At 58.6% G+C, this 21,167-nt stretch carries 17 protein-coding genes and 3 pseudogenes; 15 read left to right on the top strand and 5 right to left on the bottom strand.

Going from position 1 to position 21,167, the window contains the following annotated elements; translation table 11 throughout:
- Window positions 1–59: 59 nt before the first annotated feature.
- Together ACT53S_RS16495 and ACT53S_RS16490 are read right to left on the bottom strand one after the other, a co-directional pair.
- Window positions 60–1,088, bottom strand: a complete 1,029-nt coding sequence (locus ACT53S_RS16495) for an SDR family oxidoreductase (RefSeq protein ID WP_476067779.1) — start codon at window positions 1,086–1,088, stop codon at window positions 60–62.
- Window positions 1,089–1,092: 4 nt separating this feature from the next.
- Window positions 1,093–1,509: an ester cyclase gene (locus ACT53S_RS16490; protein WP_476067778.1), complete on the bottom strand. Its 417-nt coding sequence runs from the start codon at window positions 1,507–1,509 to the stop codon at window positions 1,093–1,095.
- A gap of 112 nt (window positions 1,510–1,621) precedes the next feature.
- Here ACT53S_RS16490 and ACT53S_RS16485 point away from each other — a divergent pair, with 112 nt between their 5' ends.
- Window positions 1,622–2,509, top strand: a complete 888-nt coding sequence (locus ACT53S_RS16485) for a LysR family transcriptional regulator (protein ID WP_476067777.1) — start codon at window positions 1,622–1,624, stop codon at window positions 2,507–2,509.
- Window positions 2,510–2,686: 177 nt separating this feature from the next.
- Here ACT53S_RS16485 and ACT53S_RS16480 read toward each other — a convergent pair.
- A pseudogene (locus tag ACT53S_RS16480) lies at window positions 2,687–2,943 on the bottom strand (IS3 family transposase); the annotation flags it as partial.
- 218 nt (window positions 2,944–3,161) lie between these two features.
- Here ACT53S_RS16480 and ACT53S_RS16475 point away from each other — a divergent pair.
- From ACT53S_RS16475 to ACT53S_RS16425, 11 genes and pseudogenes are all read left to right on the top strand, one after another.
- Window positions 3,162–3,645 (top strand): annotated as a pseudogene (locus tag ACT53S_RS16475) (TraB/TrbI/VirB10 family type IV secretion system protein); the annotation flags it as partial.
- A gap of 193 nt (window positions 3,646–3,838) precedes the next feature.
- Entirely contained in the window at window positions 3,839–5,491 is a 1,653-nt protein-coding gene (locus ACT53S_RS16470) for a CocE/NonD family hydrolase (RefSeq protein WP_142068809.1), read from the top strand.
- Window positions 5,492–5,687: 196 nt separating this feature from the next.
- A complete protein-coding gene (mhpA, locus tag ACT53S_RS16465) occupies window positions 5,688–7,352 on the top strand; it encodes a bifunctional 3-(3-hydroxy-phenyl)propionate/3-hydroxycinnamic acid hydroxylase MhpA (protein WP_476067776.1) in 1,665 nt (554 codons plus the stop codon).
- A 31-nt stretch (window positions 7,353–7,383) separates the two neighbouring features.
- Window positions 7,384–8,655 (top strand): MFS transporter, encoded by a 1,272-nt coding sequence (locus ACT53S_RS16460; protein WP_142068813.1) that lies wholly within the window; start codon window positions 7,384–7,386, stop codon window positions 8,653–8,655.
- 465 nt (window positions 8,656–9,120) lie between these two features.
- A complete protein-coding gene (locus ACT53S_RS16455; RefSeq protein ID WP_142068815.1) occupies window positions 9,121–10,020 on the top strand; it encodes a transporter in 900 nt (299 codons plus the stop codon).
- A gap of 198 nt (window positions 10,021–10,218) precedes the next feature.
- Window positions 10,219–11,082 (top strand): IclR family transcriptional regulator, encoded by an 864-nt coding sequence (locus ACT53S_RS16450; RefSeq protein ID WP_476067775.1) that lies wholly within the window; start codon window positions 10,219–10,221, stop codon window positions 11,080–11,082.
- Window positions 11,083–11,321: 239 nt separating this feature from the next.
- Window positions 11,322–12,134: a citryl-CoA lyase gene (locus ACT53S_RS16445; RefSeq protein WP_476067774.1), complete on the top strand. Its 813-nt coding sequence runs from the start codon at window positions 11,322–11,324 to the stop codon at window positions 12,132–12,134.
- A 10-nt stretch (window positions 12,135–12,144) separates the two neighbouring features.
- Window positions 12,145–13,350 carry a CaiB/BaiF CoA transferase family protein gene (locus ACT53S_RS16440; protein ID WP_142068820.1) on the top strand — a complete coding sequence of 402 codons (1,206 nt, stop codon included), beginning with the start codon at window positions 12,145–12,147 and terminating at the stop codon, window positions 13,348–13,350.
- A 50-nt stretch (window positions 13,351–13,400) separates the two neighbouring features.
- On the top strand, window positions 13,401–14,297 hold the full coding sequence (locus ACT53S_RS16435; RefSeq protein WP_142068822.1) for a DODA-type extradiol aromatic ring-opening family dioxygenase: 897 nt from the start codon (window positions 13,401–13,403) through the stop codon (window positions 14,295–14,297).
- Window positions 14,297–14,662, top strand: coding sequence for a hypothetical protein (locus ACT53S_RS16430; RefSeq protein WP_142068824.1), 366 nt, complete (start codon window positions 14,297–14,299; stop codon window positions 14,660–14,662). Before ACT53S_RS16435 ends, ACT53S_RS16430 begins: the two co-directional genes overlap by 1 nt.
- A gap of 367 nt (window positions 14,663–15,029) precedes the next feature.
- Window positions 15,030–15,422 (top strand): nuclear transport factor 2 family protein, encoded by a 393-nt coding sequence (locus tag ACT53S_RS16425; protein ID WP_160143172.1) that lies wholly within the window; start codon window positions 15,030–15,032, stop codon window positions 15,420–15,422.
- Window positions 15,423–15,649: 227 nt separating this feature from the next.
- Here the strand turns inward: ACT53S_RS16425 and ACT53S_RS16420 are convergent.
- Window positions 15,650–16,723 (bottom strand): annotated as a pseudogene (locus ACT53S_RS16420) (tyrosine-type recombinase/integrase).
- Between the two features lie 120 nt (window positions 16,724–16,843).
- Between ACT53S_RS16420 and dusA the strand changes: the two are divergent.
- Entirely contained in the window at window positions 16,844–17,890 is a 1,047-nt protein-coding gene (gene dusA, locus ACT53S_RS16415; protein ID WP_476067773.1) for a tRNA dihydrouridine(20/20a) synthase DusA, read from the top strand.
- A 131-nt stretch (window positions 17,891–18,021) separates the two neighbouring features.
- On the opposite strand, the gene ACT53S_RS16410 is transcribed toward dusA, so the two are convergent.
- Complete coding sequence (locus ACT53S_RS16410; protein ID WP_476067772.1) at window positions 18,022–18,234, bottom strand: cold-shock protein; 213 nt, start codon at window positions 18,232–18,234, stop codon at window positions 18,022–18,024.
- Between the two features lie 450 nt (window positions 18,235–18,684).
- Here ACT53S_RS16410 and ACT53S_RS16405 point away from each other — a divergent pair, with 450 nt between their 5' ends.
- Together ACT53S_RS16405 and ACT53S_RS16400 are read left to right on the top strand one after the other, a co-directional pair.
- The gene (locus ACT53S_RS16405) at window positions 18,685–19,311 is read left to right on the top strand and encodes a J domain-containing protein (protein ID WP_476067771.1); all 627 of its coding nucleotides are present in this window, start codon (window positions 18,685–18,687) and stop codon (window positions 19,309–19,311) included.
- A gap of 557 nt (window positions 19,312–19,868) precedes the next feature.
- Window positions 19,869–20,258, top strand: coding sequence for a hypothetical protein (locus tag ACT53S_RS16400; protein ID WP_476067770.1), 390 nt, complete (start codon window positions 19,869–19,871; stop codon window positions 20,256–20,258).
- The last annotated feature ends 909 nt before the right edge of the window (window positions 20,259–21,167 follow it).

The following is a 21,167-nucleotide window of genomic DNA, read 5'->3' as shown; positions in this document are numbered from 1 at the left end:
TGCGTGATCAGAATGAAGAAGGAGGGCATCTGGCTACGCCTGAATTTTGTGCGGAATCCTCACGGTTTCAGCAGTCTCTGTGCCCTAAACCAAGCCACCTCGTCGCTGATTGTTTCTATCACGGGACGGAAAGCAATGCCCAGTTCGCGGCAAGTCTTTTCGTGGCTGAAGCGGGAGCGTTCGTATTCGTTTCGCATTGTCCGCACCGTGGCCACGCTGAGGAGGGCAGGCTTGCCAGTCAGCCACGCCTTGAACTCCTGCAGGTAAGCGATGATCCACAGGAGGCCGGCAGGAATGTTCCGCTGCGGTGCTCGAATGCCTGTGACGGTCTCGTATGTGTCCATGACCTCGTGCATATGCATGTGGCGGCCCGCCGCGAGGTAATGCTCTCCCCGGCGCCCCTTTTCCAACGCCGCCAGAGTGATGCGGGCAACATCGCGGGCATCAACAAAGGAAACGGTGGATGGAGGAATGCCGGGTAGCGCTTTTTTGAGGAAATCGACGGTAAGCTGCCCGGCTGCAGTGGGACCCATATCGCCAGGTCCATGCATCCAGCCAGGCATGACGAAAGTGCCGAAGACATCCGGATGCTGAGCCAGGAAAGCCTGCACGGCTTCGTCCGACAGGATCTTGCTACGATAATAGTCGTCTGCATCGTCCACCCGCCGCTTCATGCTCTCATCAATGACCGATCCGCGGGGACCATTGACCACCGCAATCGAGCTCGTGTGGACAAAACGGCGGATCCCGGCCTGATACGCGGCATCCAGGAGAGCGGCGGTGCCATCGACATTGATCCGCTTCAGCGCCTCCCAATGCTTGCCGCCGCCATAGCTGTCGCGGAAGTAGGCGGCGGTGTGAAACAGCGCGTCACAACCGGCAAGTGCTGCGCCAAAGCTCGCGACATCTTCCATATCACCCTCAATGATCTCAAGCCCGTCGATTGTGCCGAATTGCTGCAACGCCTTGCTCCTCGATCGGGCAAGACCACGTACCTTTATTCCCTGGTCGAGAAGCAGATGGACGAGATTGTTGCCGAGCAATCCGGTTGCGCCGGTAACGAATGCGATTTGTGGTGCGGAACGCATCGGTTTACTCCCAGCCTTGTCCAAGTGCCTGCATGGGTTCGGCGCGGTCGTAAAAGACCTCTTCCCGAACGGCGTAATTGCCATCGAATTGGAAAAGGGCCGCGAAGCGGAAGCTGAACGGACTGCCGTTTGGCTGGATCGTATGTCCGCCCATGACGAAGGGGCCCTTGAACGTTCCCTGCAGAACCGCGGTCATGGCAAGCCGATCCCCGGTCGCCGCAAAGGGCTTCATGTCGACAAAGACATCCGGAAATGCATCAAAGATCGTCTGTTCACGCGCAAGGGTCGCATCTCGTCCCGTCATGGCGCCCATCGGATCCTGATCGTCAAAATCGGGTGCCAGAAGGGCGGCGAGTTCGTCGAGTTTGCGGGTATTAAAGGCGATCGTTGCTCTGGTCGTGTAGTCGAGGGGAATTAGCATCAGTGTTCTCCCGGTTGCTTACGGGAAGACGCTAATGCCGCTTGGACTTTCTAAATATAGAGATATATTGAGACCAGGTTTGCGAATTCGCAAAGCTGGATAAGGGGCGGCCATGCTTAACTGGGACGACCTAAGGCTGCTGCTGGCAATATCCAGGCGTGGCAGTTTTCTGCAGGCAGGGGAAATGCTCGGCGTTGCGGCCTCGACGCTGTCCCGCCGGATTACGCAGTTCGAGGCCGCGGTCGGAGAGCCATTGGTCGAGAGGGGCGTAGATGGTGTCAGGTTGACACCGCGAGGGGTCGCCTTGGTCGAAACAGCAAAGGCCCTGGAGCTGGAGCTTGCCAATGATCTCCGGGACCCGAAAGGCGGTCTCTCAGGCTCCGTCACGGTTTCTGCAGGCGACGGCTTCGTCGACCTCGTGACAGAGGCGAGCGCGGCGTTTCTGTCCGCCAATCCAGCCTGCACGGTCGACTTTCTGGTCGAGAACGCTTTGGTCAAGATCGCACGTGGTGCAGCCGACATTGCAGTTCGCACCGTGCATCTGGGCGAGCCGTCGCTGATCTACCGCCGTCTTACATCACTCCGCTTCGATCTGTTTGCAAGCCGTGATCACATGCCCATGGAGTTGACGAAGCCGCAGGATGCCCGCATGGTCGACCTTCTCCCGCCACTCGATCAGTTACCCCATCTGAGGGCAGCGCGTGCAGCGGGTTTTTCAAGGACGGTCTTCAGGGTTTCGAGCTTTTCTGCACAATTCGCTGCGGTCAAAGCTGGAGTGGGATGTGCAGTACTACCGCTCACGATGGGGGAGGGGCTTGTTCAGCCTTTCGGTCCGCTGGATTTGCCCAGCCTCGACATCTATCTGGTCACCCGACCGCAGGCACTTCACCAGCCGCAAATCCGAGCTTTCGTCGATGTGCTCGCGAGGGTTTTACAAGCGAAGCTGACAGAACATGATAGCAGAGCATGGCCAGCGGCGCGGCTTTCAAATGGGCCATAACGCCGTCAAAGTCCATTGATCTGTCGTGGAAGATGGATGCTTGCGGCCGAACGGTAGCTGTTCACAGAGCTACTGCTGGAAGCGGACTGTTGCCTGTTTGCCGGCGTGCGGACAGGCCAATCGAGCCTGTCTCTTTAAGCAGACACGTATTTCACAAGCGACGGCTCAAAACTGGGAGGCCTGCTCGACCAGTCGGACAATCTGAAGTTTTTCAATGGTGGGATATCATTGCGCGTCGCCCTTATCCCCGATTATGCGATCGTTAGCAGGGTGTCATGGACGGCGAGGTCGGCAAGCGCCTCCTTGAGGTCCCGACGTTCACGACACAGCGCTTTTACTTCGTTGCTGGTTGCCGAGCGAGTGGTATCGCCCGCGAATCGCTTCTTACCCGCTTCAAGGAATTCCTTTGACCAGCTAGAATACAGGCTCTCGGCTGAATGCTGCGTGCCCGTCGTGCGGCGGATGGCCTTGATCGTCTTCTCGACGTCGATGTCTGCGGTCCGGTTCTCTGTCTCATCTTCGCTTTCTTTGAATGAACTACGATGAGCCGAAGTGCTTTCTTCTCAATTGCAACGCTATGACCGCCATGCGCCTTCAATTCGGTCGTCAGTGTCGTCATCGCTCATACCCGAAAGCAGACCAGACATTCGCATCGACAATTGCGCCTGCTTCTGCCGTCGATCCCGCCAACGACATACCCAGTCCGTCCGAAACGCCGCCGCTGGACACCGGGTCCGCGCAGAACATGCAGGACCGCAAGCTCGCCTTCCTCAACGGCAAGACCAACCGGCGCACCGTCAGTACCGACCGGATTCATGGAAAAGCATCTCCCTATGTCGTGCAAGTAGGTTCCGTGATTCCAGCGGCCCTGATTACCGGCATCAAAATCCGATCTGCCCGGCCAGATCACGGCTGAGGTAACGGAACCTGTTTATGACAGCCCGATCGCCTCGCATCTACTCATTCCGCAAGGTGCACGCCTGATCGGTCAATACGACAGCCATGTCGCCTTCGGGCAGAGCTGTTTGGCGGTGGTCTGGCACCGCCTTATCATGCCGGGCGGTTCGTCCATCATATTGGAGCGTCTGCAAGGCGCCGACTCTCAAGGGGTGGCCGGGCTCGAGGACAAGGTGGATTAACACTGGAGACAGTTGTTCACGGCTACAGCACTTTCGACACTTCTCAGGACGGACCTTGTTGACAAAAGATACGTTCTCATTCAACATGCGAATATTAATTCGTCTAGCGAATTTACTGTTGCGCTACGGTGGAGGCCGTGGGGCAGAGTGAGCCAGAGCTTGCGGATTTGAATCTATCTGGGAGGAAAGAATGAACACGGTAGCACCGTCTGTGGAAGCGCGGAGAGAGCCGAACTATCTGGAGGAACACCCGTTCGACTTGGAGACATATCCCCTTCCAGGTGACATTACACTGGAGGAGGTGCTGATTCCCATGCGCGATGGTATTCGCCTCGCAGCAAACGTGTTTCGGCGACCCGGGGCGGCGGCTGCACCAGTGATCGTCACGTCGACGCCGTACGGCAAAGACAATTATGATCAATGGAACAATTTCAGGGATGCGCCGGTGGGGAATGTTCCGGGCGGCGGATTCTACCTCGGCAGCGTTCGCATTTCCGACCATACGGCGTTCGAAGCGCCGGACCCAGGCTATTGGGTGCCGCATGGCTATGTGGTTGTACTCGTCGATCACCCCGGGATGGGACGATCTGAATCCAATCCGACGCTCGATCCGCCGCTGGAGGAGCGCTGGCATGACATCATCTCGTGGCTCGTCAAGCAGCCATGGTGCAGCGGCAGTGTTGGTATGTCCGGGGTCTCGGCATTGTGTGCCACCCAATGGATCGCGGCGAAAGACCCAGCGCCAAGCGCTCTCAAGGCAATTATTCCCTGGGAAGGGATTAACGAATCGGGTCCGGCGGGCGGATATGGCGGCATTCCCGAGATCGCGTTTCCCGGCTGGCTCAAGAGCCAATGGATTGGTCCTAACGTCAATCATGCGGCACACGGACCCGAGCGGCTGCTGTTCGATTGGAAATATGACACGACGAAGATCAGCATTCCGGCCTTGATCTGCGCAAGCTTTTCAGATCAGGAGCTGCATACTTGGGATACATTCGACGCATTCACCCGCATCGCATCCAAGGACAAGTGGCTCTATGGCCATCGTCGGCAGAAGTGGGGCGCGTTCTATGGAACGAACGAGCTTGAATATCAGCGGGCGTTTCTCGATCGCTTCCTGAAAGGCGATGCCTCCGCATTCCAAAATCAACCTGTTGTCCGGCTGGAGATCAACGAAAGCCGCTTCGACTACGAGGTTACCACTGCTGACAACTGGCCGCTCCCTGCCACGTCCTACGACACTTTGTATCTTGACGCGGAAAGAGCCGCTTTAAGCTCTGTTCCAGGGGCATCGTCCATCACAAAACCCATTACAGCGACAAATGCTGGCGATCCGCAAAACTCGCTTTCGTTCGATCTGACGTTCGAAAAGCCGACGACACTTGTCGGGCACATGGCGCTGAGTCTGTTTATCGAGGCTCAGGACAGCGATGACGCCGACATTTTCGTCGGCATCGAGAAAATCGATGCCAATGGAAACAAGGTCTATTTCTTCAGTGCTTCCGGTGGCAATGCAAACGGCCCGGTCACGCGCGGCTGGCTCCGAGCCTCCAAGCGCAAGCTGAACCGTGCGCGCTCCACGGAATGGCGCCCCGTTCTCGACTTGTCGTCCTCTTCTCCACTGGTGCCAGGGCAAGTGACGGAAGTGAATGTCCCGTTGATGCCATCAGGCACGAAGTTTCAGGTCGGAGAGACGTTGCGTCTCGTGGTCCAGTCCTGGTCCATTCCTGGACAATGGGAAGGTGGGGAGACACGCCAGTGGGACACGCTCAAAAAGGGTAGTTGCCGAGTCCATACGGGACCGGAGTTCCCGTCAAGGTTGCTCGTGCCTGTCATCCCTTGACGATCTGCCGATAACCAGAGCTGCGGGGAACGTTTTGACCTGACACGAATGTCAGGTGGCAACGCCTGTGACTGAAACGGCATCAGGCTGTGAGGCTTCGAACGTTTGCATTGTCTGCGACCGTCATGCCTTGAGGATCGTTGGTCAAGATTTTGAGGAGCTCCCCGCGGTCAGCGGGTGGGAGGAGTTTGAAGACATGCGAAATGACACTTTCGACGTCGCCATTGTGGGCTATGGCCCTGTCGGCAAGGGTTTGGCCCTGATGCTGTCCAGGCGGGGATATTCGGTGTCCATCGTTGAACGGTGGGACGAACCTTATCCGTTCCCGCGTGCAGTCTGTATGGATCACGAGATACGAAGGGTTATGAATTCCCTTGGACTTGCCGACGAACTCGCAAAGGTGTCTGCGCCTTCACCGCGATACCAGTGGTTCGGTGCGCAAGGCCAGATGCTGCTCGATATCGATTGGACCGTTGAATCGGTTTCGGGAGGGCCGGAGGCCTATTTCTTCCATCAGCCCTCGCTTGAAGCGATGATGGATCGCGAGCTTCGCCGCATATCGGACGTCGAGATCAATTCCGGCTGGGAGATGATCGACTTCGAGCAGGATGGCGATGGTATCACGCTTCGCATACGCCAGCGCGTCAATCCCGAGCAGACGAAAACGATTTCAGCAAAGTTTCTCATTGGTGCAGACGGAGCCAACAGCCAAGTTCGCGAACAGAGTGGGATCGAATGGCAGGACTTGGGCTTTCAAGCTGACTGGTTGGTCGTCGACGTGCTGCCGAACGAAGGTGTCGAACTGCGGGTTCCTGAAGCAGGTCAGAGTTGCAAACCTTCCCGGCCGACCACCTTTGTTCCGGGCGGAATTGAAAATGGTCGTCGACATCGGCGTTGGGAGTTCATGCGTTTGCCGAGCGAGACAATGGAGGAACTGCAACAGCCGGAAAAGGTCTGGTCATTGTTGTCCCCCTGGATCGGTCCTCACGAGGCGCAGCTCATCAGGCACGCACTCTATACATTTCGTTCGAGGGTTGCAGCGAACTGGAGGAATGGTCGCGTTCTTCTTGCAGGGGATGCAGCTCATGTGATGCCTCCATTTATGGGGCAGGGCATGTGCTCAGGATTGAGGGATGCCTGGAACCTGACTTGGAGGCTCGACCTCGTCCTGTCGGGGAAGACCGATATAGCCATCCTCGACAGTTACAGCGAAGAGCGGAAAGACCATGTGACGGAAGTGATCAACCTCTCCGTTCAACTTGGAAAGATTATCTGCGTCGCCGACGAGGCAGAAGCAGCGGCGAGAGATCAAACATTCCTCTCGGGGCTCGCACCGCCGCCTCCGAAGTTCCCGGACCTCAAGACCGGTCTTCTCTACAAACCACGGGGATATCTGTCGCCCTTCGCTGGACAGCTTGGCGTTCATGGACAGGTCTCCACAGAGACCAGAAGCGGCTCTTATGACGCGGTCGTCGGCGCTGGTTTCTCCATTCTGGGCTGGGAACACGATCCGCGTGAAACCTTGCCTCAGGAGATGGTTGATCAATTGGATAGCCTCGGTGCGAAATTCGTGGCGGTTCATGCGCAGCGCCCTGCCAGCGCCTCTTCGAACACGATTCAAGACATCACCGGGAAGTACGAAGCATTCTTCAGGTCGAACGGCTTGAGCAGTCTTGTCGCGCGCCCCGACTACTACCTTTACGGGGTCGCACGGGATGCGACCCGTCTACGCGACATGCTCCAGCACTTGCTCGGAGATCTCGGCATCCACAAGGCTTCGAGCGTTGCTCCTGGAGAGAAACACCAAGCCCGGCGCGTCATCGTGCGATCTGAACCCATTGGGGCGATTCGGGAGGTCTGATTGCCCAAAGGTGATGCTTGGAGGAGGGAAAATGTTAAACGAGAGTGGGCGTGTCCCCGATACACGGTATGAGTGGAAGGCCGTCACGCTGTTGTCCTTGGGGTTTGGCCTGGTGGGACTGGATCGCTTTATGGTTATCCCGATGTTTCCGGCCCTGGTGAAGGACCTCGGCCTGAACTATCAGGACCTCGGCCATATCACCGGCGCGTTGGCGATCACCTGGGGTGTTTCAGCGATCCTGATGGGTCGTATCACTGATAAGATTGGGCCCCGGAGGGTTGTTGCCGGGGCTCTGGTGATCTTCTCGTTGCTGGCTGGTTTTCATGGCTTGGCGGCGGGTATTGGCAGTCTCATTCTCATTCGAGCGTTGATGGGCGTCTTCGAGGGTGCCTATACTCCTGCCGCCATCGTGGCGACTCTTGAGGCCTCTGCGCCTCAACGGCACGGGCGCAATCTGGGGATACAGCAAGCCGCCTTGCCTTTGTTCGGGTTGGCTGTCGCGCCGATCTTGATTACGCAGCTGCTCCAGATCATCGAATGGCGTACGATCTTCTTTCTGCTCGCCATTCCAGGCCTGATTATCGCCTTCCTTCTTTTCCGCGTTTTGCGCGATCCGGTCCTATCCGAGATCAAGACCCAAACGTCGGTCGAGGCGGTGGGAAGCGGCCGGTGGCAGGAAATCTTCAGGTACCGCAATATTCCCCTGAACATCGCGAATATGTTTTGCTGGCTCACCTGCCTGATCGTCACGAGCGCGATGTTCCCCAGCTATCTGATCGACTATGTCCACCTCGACATGCTTCAGATGGGGTTCGTACTTTCGGCGATTGGCTTTGGCGCTGCTGCCGGGACGATCGTCATGCCAACGCTCTCCGACCGGCTTGGACGCAAACCGGTGATGCTCGTCAGCGTCATCGGAGCCATCGTCTTTCTGATCGGGCTGATCAACGTCGGCGCAGATCCGACGCTGCTGTTCGTGATGCTTTTCGGCACATGCTTCTTCAATTTCAGTATGATCTGCCTCACCGTCGGCCCGTTGAGCGCGGAGTCGGTTCCTCCGCAGTTGATGACGACCGCATCCGGTATGGTGGTTGGCATCGGCGAAATCTTCGGCGGTGGTATCGCCCCGATCGTTGCCGGTTACGTGGCCCAGCATTTCGGTATTCAGTACACCCTGTGGCTCGCACTCGGCGGGCTTGTGCTTGGCTTCTTCGTCATTTTGGCGCTTAAGGAAACCGCTCCTCGGATGCTGGCTCCTTTCCTGACGGCCGCTGAGGCTCAGGAGGCCGCCGACAGGGCATGAGCCGAAACCCAATCTAGAGCAATTCCAGCAAAAGGTGCGAGGTGGGTTTGCGTCTGGAGTGATTTGAAAACAAAGGGACAGAGTATCGACGGGGACGCGGGCGTTGCCGGCAGTGCATCCGTGGACGCAATCTTGCCTCGCTGGCCGAGTGTTCGTTGCCGGCGTCATTCCAAACGCTCGACAACACATCCAATCGCGGCAGGCTGAAATACGGATATAAATTCGTCTAACGAATTGATCGACCACTTGGAAACGGCACGGGAGCGGCAAGGGGATAGCCACCTTTACGAACAGATGCTGCATCGGAACGGGGAGCCGCATGAGGATGCGGATGGCATGTCAAGGATACGGCCTTAGCGGCTTTTCGCGAGCGATATGGATTTCGACCGGCCGCAACGAGAACGTATCGATCGCAAATAAATCGGAAAATCGTGAATACCGACAGTGAAAAGGGGAGGTAAGACCATGGTAAATTCAAGATATGCTGCGTATGTAGTGACGATATCGGCGATGCTGGTGAGCAATGTTCCAGCGATGGCGACTGAAAACGGGAATACAGCCTATCCGGTGGGCGTTAATACGATGGTCAATGGCCTCGTTCCGGCGCCTGGTGAAACGTGGATCCAAAATTATACTGTATACTACGGTGCTTCAGATTTTTCGGATGGTTCCGGAGACAGCCTGGTGCCGGGATTTGACTCTGATGCGTTTCTAAACGCCACGCGCATTTTTCACACCTGGGAGGGCACCTTTGGTCCCTTCACGTTAAGCTCTGGGGTTGTCGTGCCGTTTGTCGACCTCGATATCAGGACGGATTTCGGTCACTCAAGCGCATTTGCCGTCGGTGATATTACACTGCAGCCTTTGTATTTGGGTTTGAGCAACGCGCAGAAAAACTTCTTCGCCTATGGCGGAGTTGATCTCTTCATCCCGACGAAGACGGATGTTTCAAACAACTTTTACAGCTTTGCGCCAAATCTGAATTTGACATGGTTTCCGAGCAGCAAGCTGGAGCTTTCAGTTTCTTTTGGCGCCGAGTTCCATACGAAAAACCGTTCGACGGACTATCAATCAGGAACAGTTTTTTTCCTCGATTGGGGCGCAAACTACCGGGCGTTCGATTCGCTGCCAAATTTGGGAATCGGGTTGCAAGGTTATGCCATCAAGCAGATTAGCGATGACACGGTCGCCGGTGCGACTGTCGGGGATGGCTTCCGTCAGCAGGGTTTTGCGATCGGACCTCAGATTAGCTACGCCATTGGCGGCGGCGGCGTGGCGCTGAAATGGCAACACGAATTCGATACTGAGTACAGGCCAAACGGCGATCGAGTATGGCTTCAGTTCAACATGCCACTTGGGAAGTAAGTTTTCTTCGATTGCGACGAAGCAATCAAGTTTTTCATCAGCGGGTTTGACGCTATGGACTGCCACCTGAAAATGGGTTGCTGTCGTTGGCGTGGTACTCTGGAGGTCCGATCGCCCCGTTTTATCGCCGCTCTCCCACAGTTTTAAATTCGCTAGGCAAACATAAAGTTCTTAGAGAGGCGTCTTGCGATCTTGTCCTTGTCAATTCCTTATGCGAACCAAAAAGGAGATGAGGAGTCGGTTGTCATGATAGATCGCAGTTCGCCGGAATTTGTGGAGGCTCTGGCCCGGGGTATTTCGGTTCTGGAGGCCTTTGACGCGGCCGATCCGGAAATGACACTCGCGGATCTTTCGCGAAAGCTCGACATGCCGATCGCTACCGTTCGCCGCAATGTTCTGACATTGGAGGCTCTCGGCTTCATTCGGCGGCACAACAAACATTTCCTGCTCGCTCCCCGCATTCTCTCCCTTGGTTCGTCTTATCTGAACGCGTTCGGCGTCGAGGAAGCAGTCATGCCGGAACTCCAGCGCTTGACGTCACTGTTTGGCGATGCAGCCAACATGGCGGTATTGGACGGCATGAATGTGCTCTACGTCGCCCATATCTCCGAAAGCCGCGGCGCGCGCCGGACGGCGAGCCTGGGCGTGACTTACCCCGCCTTCGCGACCTCCATGGGCAGGGTGCTCCTCGCGTCGCTGCCGGTGGATGATGTCGATGGCTACTTCCGGGCTTTCAGCCCTGTTAAATTGACGGACTATACTGTCACCGAGGAGGCCGGGCTTCGAGATATTCTCGCCGAGGTCAGGGTAAAGGGCTATTCAATCACCGTCGACCAATTGGATTATGGTATTACAGCGATTGCTGTGCCGGTGAAGGATGCCACGGGGCGAACCGTCTGTGCCATCAACAGCTCCGGCTATACACCGCGCCTGACTTCGGACGAGCTTCTGGAGCAGCGATTGCCCGAATTGAGGCTTGCGGCAAACCGGATTTCCCAGCTTTTCAGCCGCATGCCTGCGCTTATGCACTCGCTGACCCCTGCGCTTGGAACGCTAAAATAGCCGATGCAATCGATAGTCAGAGCTGATCGTTAAGTTTTGCCGCAGCGGGACTTGACATCTCAAGGCGTGGCAATTCAATATGCGAATATAAATTCGCTAAGCGAATAAATGAAGTGAAGGATGCAACGCGGATCGCGCCAGTTTTTGGTGTGGCGAAGCGCATGGAGGAGGGTGGGAGACACCGATCCCCATCTGGCGCGCGATCCGCGATGCGGCCTCATCTGTCTTGAGGATGCAGCATGAAGATCGGCAAGCAATCGGCGCCCTATCAATCGATATGCACATCAAACCCGGACACGATCATCGTGCGCGGGCACGATCTGGTGGACGGTCTGATAGGCTCAATTTCGTTCACGGAATATACATGGCTGCTGGTTGCCGGTTCTCTTCCCGATGCGAAGCAGCGGCGTATTCTTGATGCGACCCTGGTCGCCATCGCCGAGCATGGTCTCGTTCCGTCGGTGCAGGCCGCGCGGATGACGCTTGCGGCATCGCCGGAGGCTATGCAGGGCGCGGTCGCCGCGGGCCTTTTGGGTTGCGGCTCGGTCATTCTCGGCGCTTCCGAGGCCGCCGGCCGTTTTTTCCACGAGATCGTCGTGGAAAGTAAGGAGAAGTCCGTTTCTCTGGCCGATGCTGCGGAATTCGTTGTCCGCGCCTACCGGGCAGAGCGGCGCGCCATTCCCGGTTATGGTCATCCCCTGCACAAGGGGCGCGACCCTCGTGCCGAGCGGCTTCTGGCGCTTGCCGAGGAGACTGAGGTTTCCAGCACTTATTGTCAGATTGCCAAGGCCGTCGAGGCTGTTCTTCCCGCCGTTGTCGGCAAGGCGCTGATGATGAACGTGTCGAGCGTTATTCCCTGCATCCTCCTCGATGCTGGCTATCCGCTGTTGGCTCTCAAGGGCGTTCCCCTGCTGGCGCGAACGGCAGGTCTTATCGGGCATCTGCTTGAGGAACAGACCCGTCCGATCGGGTTCATCATGTCGCATGCCGCGGCGGCTGCTATCGAATATGACGGGCCGGCTCCGGACGGCTTCGTCGCCAACGAGAATTGAGGAGGGCCGAATGCTGAAAATCCTGAACGATGTTCGCATTGTCGAGCAAGGTACCTTCATCACCGGTCCCTGCTGCGGCATGATGCTGGCCGATCTCGGCGCGGACGTCATCAAGGTCGAAAGCGCGGGTAATGGCGATCCCTATCGCAGCTTCAAGAGCGGCTATTACAGCGCCCACTTCCAGGCCTATAACCGCAACAAGCGGGCCATCGGTTTGGACTTGAAATGCGATGAAGACCGCGAGGTCTTCCACGGCCTGATCCGCAGTGCAGACGTCTATATCCAGAACTTCCGGCCGGGCGTGGCGTCGCGCATCGGTGCAGATTACGATACGCTCAAAGAGATCAATCCTGGCCTGGTCTATTGCTCGATCAGCGGTTTCGGACCAGACGGACCGTATTCGCACCGACCGGTCTATGATTCTGTTGCCCAGGCGGTGTCGGGCTTTCTGAGTGTCATCATCGACCCGCAGGACCCACGATTTATGGGGCCAGCGCTGGCCGATGCGATCACCGGCCTCTATGCCGCGCTCGGGATTGCCGCAGCACTGGTGGAAAAGGCGCGTGCCGGTAAGGGTCGGCTTGTGGAAATCTCCATGCTGGAAGCCATGATGCATTTCGCCGTCGAGCCGTTCATGGGCTATTTTGCTCTCGGCGAGGTTCCCGTTTCTAGCGATCGGCCGCGTCTGGCTCAGGCCTTCATGGTGCCTTGCCGCGATGGCAAGCTTGTTGCCTTCCACCTGTCGTCGCTCGATAAATTCTGGGACGCGCTGGTGGAAGCGGCCGGGTGCAGCCATCTCGCCAGCGACCCTCGGTTCGACATTCGGACCAAGCGCATTGACAATTATGAGGAACTGCGTGGCGAACTCGCAATCGTTTTTCGTAGTCGCGACCGGGCGGAGTGGCTGGAGCGCTTCGCCGGCTTCGATGTACCCCTCGCACCAGTCAACACCATCCCCGACGTCGTGGAAGACCCGCAGGCCAAGCATCTCGGCATGATCGTGCCGGTGACGGGACGTCGCGAGGGCGCGGAGTTCTCCGTGCGCCCTCCGCATCGCTTCGACGGGGAATGCCAGAATGAGGTCAAGGCGGCGCCCCGTCTCGATGAGGACGGCGAAACCATCCGCAGCGCGCTCCGCACGAGGCCAGGCGCGTGGCCGCCGGCTCAGGACGTGGAGGCCATCGGTTCGCAAAAGCTTGCGTACCAGGCCGAATAGAATTCAATTTCGCATTTCTCCGGCGGAGGGCCGGGCAGGGAGGAGAAAATATGGCAAAACTGGTGGCTACACTGGCGTCGACCCATCATCCGTTTTACCTAAGGGCGACGACAGCGCCGAAAGAAGAACAGATTCCTCAGGCTTCGGAATGGAAGCGCAAGGTCGAAGCTTATCGCGAGACGCTGACGGCGGCGAAGCCGGATATTCTAGTCATGGTCGGTTCCGACCATTTCCATCAGTTCTTTCTCGACAATTATCCAACCTTTCTCATCGGCAAGGCCCCGCGCTACGACGCGACTTTTTACAACGAGGAGCGGGAGTTTGGCATTCCAAAATACGTGTTGGAAGGGGATGAGGAGTTCTCCCGCTTCCTGCATGAGGGGCTCATGGAGGAGGGTTTCGACTTCTCCGTCAGTCACGAGCTTAAGATCGATCATTCAATCATCTGCCCGATCATCACGGTGCGGCCAGACGCCGACCTGCCGGTCGTGCCGATTTACACCAACATCTTCGTTCCGCCACTCGCGTCGGTGAAGCGGTTCTGGAACCTCGGCCGTGCCATCCGAAAAGTCATTGAGGCATGGCCCTCGGACAAGCGCGTGGCTGCCATCGGCACGGGCCATCTCTCGCTGGAGCTTGGCGGCCCGCGTCAATTCGGTCCTTCCGGCCCCGATCCGGAATTTGATCGCAAGGCCGTTGAGTGGCTCGCCAATGGCGATATCGAGGCGATCTTCAAAAACGTGACCCTCGAAACCATGGTGCAATCGGGCAATGCCACACAGGGCTTCCTCAATATGATCCTGATGATGGGCGTGGCCGGGCCGGTGAAGGCCGACTATGCCGACACGCTCGATCTCTACCACACGATGGAAGCCTATTTCACATGGTATCCGGACGGCGAGAAGCCGGTATTGGTGACAACGGCCAGGGTTGAGGAGACCGTCTGATGAGCAAATATTGGGTGAACAAGTTTCTTTACCAGATCGACCGCGATCCGGACCTTCTTGAGCGCTACAGGACAAACCCGCGCGCCGTTGTGGAAACCTGGGAGCAGTCCATTGGGCCGATGATGACGTCGGCCGAGATCTCGACCGTCAACAGCTTTACGCCGGAAGAGCGCGAGGCCCTGATCAACCATGACTATGTTGCTCTCTTTGAGATGGGGGCGCATTTCTTCCTCAACCTGACTTTGTTCATTGCCGTCTTTGAAGAGGAATACACAGCCCGTTCCGGACCGTTGGCATTTCAACTCGAATTCGGTCGGAAACTCTCTCATTGGCTCGGTCGGGACTATCCCTCGGTGGCGCTTTAGACATTGGAGGAAACCGTGGGCGTTTTGGAACCGGAAGTTTCAAGCGTCTCATGGCCGGCGCTCCGATGCCGGTGACGATTGTATAGGCACTGAGAGACGGCAAGGCGCACAGTGCGACCGTTGCGTCTCTTTCGCTCGATCCACCATTGGTATCGATCGCATTGGTCGAAGGGTCCGGGCTGCTCGGTCAAATGGACTTCGCCCTCCTGTTTGGACGGGTGACGTATGCCCATTCGCGTTATGAACCACCGCTCGTCTACGCGGCGCGGCAATATGGAACCCATTCGAAACGTATCGAGAATCGATCCCACACAATTGGAGACGTCATCGTCGCATGCGAAATTTGAAGTTGGTGGAGGAAGAAGCCATGAGTCATGTGGCGCAGATGAGTGCGGCAGAATGCATTATCGATAAGGAGGTGGCTCGACAAAGGGCTATGCTGGCCGGAGATGTCGATGCCTTGCGCGATCTGCTGGATGAAAGCCTCCATTACGGCCATTCAACGGGCGGCGTTGACAGCCGGGAAAGCTACCTGACGAAGATCGTGGAGGGCGCAACCGTCTATGAACGCCTTGTCCTCGATGTGGAGAAGGTCATCGATCTGGCTGCGGGAGTTGCGATGGCACTCGGCACGATGAAAGGCAGCGTTCGTCTTTCCGAAAGGACCGTTGAGGTCGATAGCAACTTCATGACGGTCTGGCGCGTCCGGGACGGTCGCTGGCAGATGGTCGGCCACCAGACCGTCAGTGGTGCGCGTTGAATTGCCGTTTGACAAGATTTTTGGCGTAACATTCGTCGAGCTCTGGAAGTGGCGTCTCTGTCCTGCTTCTTCAGTGTTCTCGGGAATCGAGACGTTGGCTAGATGTTACGCGGATTGTTTGCTTCAGAGCTTACAAGCTTCTGCGCCATCAGGCCCCCGCAACCAATTCCTTCTCCACACTAAGCGGTTCTGCGCTTGCACCAGTGACACAGTAGGCAGTTGGCTAACTATTTCGTGTCGATGACCAACTGAAGGCTGTGCCAGCCCGCATATTTATCGCCCGTCTCGCGAATGTGCGTATATCGCTTGAGGCTGATCCATGAACGGTGCCCGCTGACTGCAGCCACACGGGGTATATTCCGCCCCATCTCAAACCGCCGTGAAATGCCCTCGTGGCGCAGGTCATGGAAGCGGAGATCCTGATGCCCAAGAGCTTGCAGTCTCGCGTAAAATTCCCGGAGATGACATCGGTGGAGTAGGGGAATATCTCTGCCTTGCTCTTCGGCATGCTGCCGATGATCTGGATCGCCTGATCGAGCAGGTCTATCCAGGTGTGATTGCCGATCTTTTCTCCGGGGTGCTTCATATCGCGCACAAGGTCGCGCTCGTGCTCCCTCTGGAAGTCTTTCCATCTGATCCGCGCAATTTCCTCTTGGCGACGGGTCAAAAATAGCGCGAAAGCGAGGACTGTGTGCATTGGCATTGCCTTGGGGGGCTTTCTTCCTCCGCTCAGTGAAATGGCCAATCAGACGATCAAGCTCATCCAAAGTTGGCCGCCGATCGCGTTGCGCTGACTTAGATATGATACCCATTCGGCGGGCAACCTTGACAGCGTCCTTCATCTCCTGCTCGTCGAGCCGATAGCCCCACATCGGCCGCGCGATCGCGAAGATTGCACCGAGATGGCTGGCGTAGTTTCCGACGGTTTGTGGCTTCGCCGTGAGTGACTGCAGGAATTCAACGATGTCTTTCGATTTGATCGAAGAGCAGGGGATATTGGCGATGTCGTATTCCTTGATGGCTTTCAACACCTGCGCTTTGGTGCGACCAACCCCTTTGACGCTTTCCTCGACGTAGCGATCGATGACCTTGGCCAATGTCGTCGGATCATCATTTCTAGATTTCGCGACTGCCCCTGGCTTGGAGAGTTCCCGTTCGCGTTTTGAAATCCAGGCTGCGGCGGCAGGACGTCTGTCAAAGGTCTCGGTCTCGTGATAGCTTTCGCCATCCCGCACAACCCGCACTCGAGCCATGTAGCCGATGCTGCCGTCCTTGCGCTTGCGTGCGGTGATTGTGCCCATAACCGTGCCTCAGTTGGTACATGAAAAACGATAATTGGTACATTGTACCAAGTCTAGTACCAAAATCGGCGCCAATGGCGCTGAACAGACGTGAATAAGACAATGAAGAAAGTGCCGTAAGTGACTGTAAAACAACAAAATGTCAATTATTTCAATGCTCCCGTTTTTGCCGTCGCACCGATGATCGACTGGACGGATCGGCATTGTCGGTTCTTCCATCGGCAGCTGTCAGCCCGCGCATTGCTCTATACCGAGATGGTGGTGGCCGATGCGATCATTCATGGGCCGCGGGAAAAGCTCTTGTCGTTCACCGAGGCCGAACATCCGGTGGCGCTGCAGCTGGGCGGGTCTGATCCGGCAAAGCTCGTCGAGGCGGTGAAGATCGCGGCCGATTACGGCTATGACGAGATCAACCTCAATGTCGGCTGCCCCTCGGACCGGGTGCAGTCGGGGACCTTCGGGGCTTGCCTGATGCAGACGCCCGAGGTGGTCGAGGCTTGTGTGGCCGCCATGAAACAGGTGGCGACGGTGCCGGTGACCGTCAAGTGCCGGATCGGGGTGGACGATCAGGAGCCGGCTGATGTGCTTCCGGATTTTCTCGCCCGGATGATCGCGGCGCGGGCGGATGCGGTCTGGATCCATGCCCGCAAGGCCTGGCTGAAGGGGCTGTCGCCGAAGGAAAACCGGGAGATTCCGCCGCTGGATTACGAGTTGGTCTACCGGATGAAGCGGGAGAATCCCGATGTTTTCATCGGTATCAATGGCGGGATCTCTGATCTCGATCAGGCGGTTTCGCATCTGGCCGTCATGGATGGCGTGATGCTCGGGCGGGCGAGCTATCACAATGCGACGCTGCTCACCGAGGTCGATGCCCGCATCTATGGCGAGCCGGCGGTTCCGGTCGACTGGGATGCGGTGCGCGATGCGATGATCGGTTATACTGAGCGGGTGATCGCATCGGGCGGGCGGCTCAACCATGTCACGCGGCATATGGTCGGGCTGTTCCAGGGTTATGCCGGAGCCCGGCGTTACCGGCAGATCCTATCGTCGGAGGCGACGAAGCCGGGTGTTTCGCCGGAGCTGATCGCCGAGGCCTTTGCGGCGGTCGATATTGCCGGCGGTCCGAAGACACAGGGCGCTTCGAGCACGTCTGCGGCTGCGGAATAAGGTCTAGCGCAGCATTCCGGCAGATATTTGGCTTTGCGCCGGTCCGGACGGAACATCGATTTCCCATCCTGTCAGAATTGCCGTCGAAGCAAAAATGGCGCCCCGGGGGGACGCCATTCGAAATCTTTGGATCAGGCAGCCTGGATGTTGACGGCCTTCGGGCCCTTGCCCATGCGGTCCGGCTCGGTGTCGAAGGTGACCTGCTGGCCGTCCTTCAGGGTCTGCAGACCCGAAGCCTGGAGTGCGGAGATGTGGACGAATACGTCCTTTGCGCCGCCGTCCGGGGTGATGAAGCCGAAGCCTTTGTCCTGGTTGAAGAATTTTACGGTGCCCTTGGTGGCCATGGGGATAGTCCTTGTTCCCGTGTTGTCGTCTGCGCCACCGCCGGCGGACCGGAAGCGGCAAGGTAAAGTTCCGCCGAAACGGAACCGTCGAGGGATCGCGATAACGGGGAAAGAACGTCTACCGGCGGGAGAAGGCCCCCAGGACCGCAAGCCGCGGTCGATACAAGTCAGTCCAGTCTCCGGGATCATTGGTGCCCGAACAGCCAAAGAGGTAGGGGCATTTCCGAACCTTGGCAAGTATGAAAAGTCACAGTCCGGGCCGCAAAAATCCGACAACGAGCTGAAATCCTTGAGAATTAATGGGTGGTATCGTTGCCAGTGCCACCCGCGGCGGCCCGTCCCGCGCCGCCGGCTCGCCTGATCGTGACCGGGGACGACGCGCGGTTGCGTCTTGATGCCGCCCTGCTGCGGGTTTAGGGGAGTGGTGGCTGGGCGCGGGAGTGAATGAGTATGGCGAAGACGGGTGCCGCAGTGATCGATCCTTACGAGCTCCTGGGCGTGGCCCGCGATGCCGACGAGGCCGCCATCAAGGCCGCCTATCGCAAGGTGGCCAAGACCGCCCATCCGGATGCCGGCGGTGATGCCGAGGCCTTTGCCAAGATCTCCGCCTGCTACGAGCTGCTCAAGGATCCCGTGCGCCGCCGGGTGTTCGACGACACCGGCTATGATCCGCAGCTCGCCGAGCCCGCCGACCTCAAGGGGTTGATGGTGCTGGAAACGCTGATCAACGACATGATCCTCGACGAGCGCGAGCCGGGTTCGTTCGATCCGGTCGCGGGGCTGCGCCGCAAGCTCACCGACGACATTCTCAAATGCCGCTTCCACATTCTCGAGCTGGAGCGCCACCGGGCCCGCGTGCGCAAGCATCTCGACCGGCTCGGCCGCCGGCCGGACACCGACGTGCTCGGCTCGATGCTGCGGGCGCGGGCGCAATCGATCACCGACGCCATCAAGGCCTCGGAGGTGCAGATCGCCGCGATCGAGCGGGCCTATTCCATGCTCGAGGGCTATTCCTACGAGATGGAGCCGCTGCCTGTCGAGGTGGAGGCCGAGGAGTTGCCGAAGGCGGCGGAGTAGGGCGGCTTTTCCCCTCCCAAACCCTCCCCACAAGGGGGAGGGCTTAACCCGGCGGTCCTGTTTGCGGCTGCCCTTCGCCGCAGCATACCCCCCTCTGTCGGCTGCGCCGACATCTCCGCCACCGGCGGGGAGAGTGGAGGCTTCGTGCTTCGTGGGGAGCTGCGGTGCCCACCTCAGCATGAGGGGATTGTCGGCGGGGCGCCATCCTCCCCTTGAGGGGGAGGGGCGGACCGGAGGTCCGGGGTGGGGTGACCACTTGTCCGGATCTCCGCTGTCGCCCAGCCTCGCGTCACCCCCACCCGCCGCTTTGCGGCGATTTCCCCCATCAAGGGGGAGGTGGGTTTGCGGCCTCATGCGTGGCCACCCTGGGGCGCCTGGCTGGATGCAGTCTGCGTCACGGGCTGGACAGCAGCCCCCGCTTTGGCGGCCGGCCGCTTACCGGGCTTTGTGTGGCGCCAGAGGCGGCGGCAGTGGGCGGTGGCTTCGGGGTCGGGGTCTGTGGCCAGCCAGGCGGCGAGGGCGGCGCGCTCGTGGTCCGGATGCGGGCCGGGGCGGGCGTGGATGCGTTGCATGATCGCCAGCTGCACGCGAAGGTGCGTGGCCATCTGCACGTCGTCGGGCCAGGCGCGCGGCTCACGGATATCCTCAAGGGGCGGGAGCGTGCGGCCTGCCATATCCAGCGACAGCCGGCGCGCCGCGGGATCGGCCTCGACGAAGCAGGGCGGCAGCCATTCCTCTGCGGTCAGTGGCTCAGCCGGGCGACGGGCCGCGCCGCTGCAGTGGCGGCTGCGCCGACATTGGCGCCGCGGGCAGTGGAGCGGGGTTCCGCCTTTGTCGAGGCTGGCGCGCAGCAGGCGCAGCGTGAGCGGTTCGGGGACGGGGGCGTTTTGGGCTTGTCGGTTTGGCATGTGGTGATCCTTTCGGTGTTTCGGGAATTGGCGAAATAGGGAAATAAAGAAGGGGTGGGTGAGTGCCTCTCCCCTTGTGGGAGAGGATACAAAATCGAGGGCTTAGCCCGATCAGGGCTAAACCTCAGATTTTGTTGGTGAGGGGATCGGTGATGGTGGCATGGTTCCCATCTCCCCCTCGGTAGGGGACTGTTATCTCCTGCCCGCAGCACGGATCCCCTCACCAGCAAAATCTGAAGTTTAGGTGGCTTGCGCTCACCTAAGCCTTCGATTTTGCAACCTCTCCCACAAGGGGGAGAGGGGACGCCAAACTTTCAAAAACCCCAAGCTTCGCCGCCGGCCGGGATCATCTCCCTCCGGGTCGGGTCATGCTTGTCTCGGACGAGGCGCCAGAAGCAACCTGTCTAAGTAATGTATGTGGCTCCTTCCGGCGCCTCGTTCGGCGTCTATTCCCGCTGCATGCGTCTCTCTGGCAAGGCGGCGACGGTCCTCTGTCATCCTCGGGCGTGACCCGAGGACCGAGGATTGACCGGGCGCGGGTCCGGCTTTGGCAGAGTCCTTCCGAAGAAGTGTCTGCCAGAGCCTGGCCGGTGGCCCGGGAGGTTCCCGTCGGATGGTGCACCATGCCGACCGGGACCCTCGCCCGGGGGATGCGGCCCTGGTCATTTCCGACCTCGGCCCTCATCCCCGCCGTTCTGTTCGCCCCGCCGCCTGGGATCTTCGCGACGGCACGGGCGCCTTGTCTGTGTGCCTCTGAGGCACGTCCTTCCGATCGGGGTATCCAGATCAGGGGCATCCGACCCCGTCACCTTCGTATCCAGCCCCACGTCCGGAGGGAGACCGTTGCAGCGGGCCGAGGATTTGTGCCTGCGAGAGCACGCCACCCCGGCGCCGGCCCCGCCTCGCCTGACATCGCATCGTCAGGTGTATCCGAGGGCGGGACAGCGT

It is taken from the genome of Allorhizobium sp. DMC15 (assembly GCF_056314065.1).
Note: the sequence above shows the minus strand (reverse complement) of the source record. Positions and strands in the feature narration are given on the sequence as shown.

Coding starts and splice junctions, on each gene's coding strand:
- ACT53S_RS16495 (WP_476067779.1), bottom strand. CDS start 1,088: ATGCGTTCCGCACCACAAATCGCATTCGTTACCGGCGCAACCGGATTG.
- ACT53S_RS16490 (WP_476067778.1), bottom strand. CDS start 1,509: ATGCTAATTCCCCTCGACTACACGACCAGAGCAACGATCGCCTTTAAT.
- ACT53S_RS16485 (WP_476067777.1), top strand. CDS start 1,622: ATGCTTAACTGGGACGACCTAAGGCTGCTGCTGGCAATATCCAGGCGT.
- ACT53S_RS16470 (WP_142068809.1), top strand. CDS start 3,839: ATGAACACGGTAGCACCGTCTGTGGAAGCGCGGAGAGAGCCGAACTAT.
- mhpA (WP_476067776.1), top strand. CDS start 5,688: ATGCGAAATGACACTTTCGACGTCGCCATTGTGGGCTATGGCCCTGTC.
- ACT53S_RS16460 (WP_142068813.1), top strand. CDS start 7,384: ATGTTAAACGAGAGTGGGCGTGTCCCCGATACACGGTATGAGTGGAAG.
- ACT53S_RS16455 (WP_142068815.1), top strand. CDS start 9,121: ATGGTAAATTCAAGATATGCTGCGTATGTAGTGACGATATCGGCGATG.
- ACT53S_RS16445 (WP_476067774.1), top strand. CDS start 11,322: ATGAAGATCGGCAAGCAATCGGCGCCCTATCAATCGATATGCACATCA.
- ACT53S_RS16440 (WP_142068820.1), top strand. CDS start 12,145: ATGCTGAAAATCCTGAACGATGTTCGCATTGTCGAGCAAGGTACCTTC.
- ACT53S_RS16435 (WP_142068822.1), top strand. CDS start 13,401: ATGGCAAAACTGGTGGCTACACTGGCGTCGACCCATCATCCGTTTTAC.
- ACT53S_RS16430 (WP_142068824.1), top strand. CDS start 14,297: ATGAGCAAATATTGGGTGAACAAGTTTCTTTACCAGATCGACCGCGAT.
- ACT53S_RS16425 (WP_160143172.1), top strand. CDS start 15,030: ATGAGTCATGTGGCGCAGATGAGTGCGGCAGAATGCATTATCGATAAG.
- ACT53S_RS16410 (WP_476067772.1), bottom strand. CDS start 18,234: ATGGCCACCAAGGGCACCGTAAAATTCTTCAACCAGGACAAAGGCTTC.
- ACT53S_RS16405 (WP_476067771.1), top strand. CDS start 18,685: ATGGCGAAGACGGGTGCCGCAGTGATCGATCCTTACGAGCTCCTGGGC.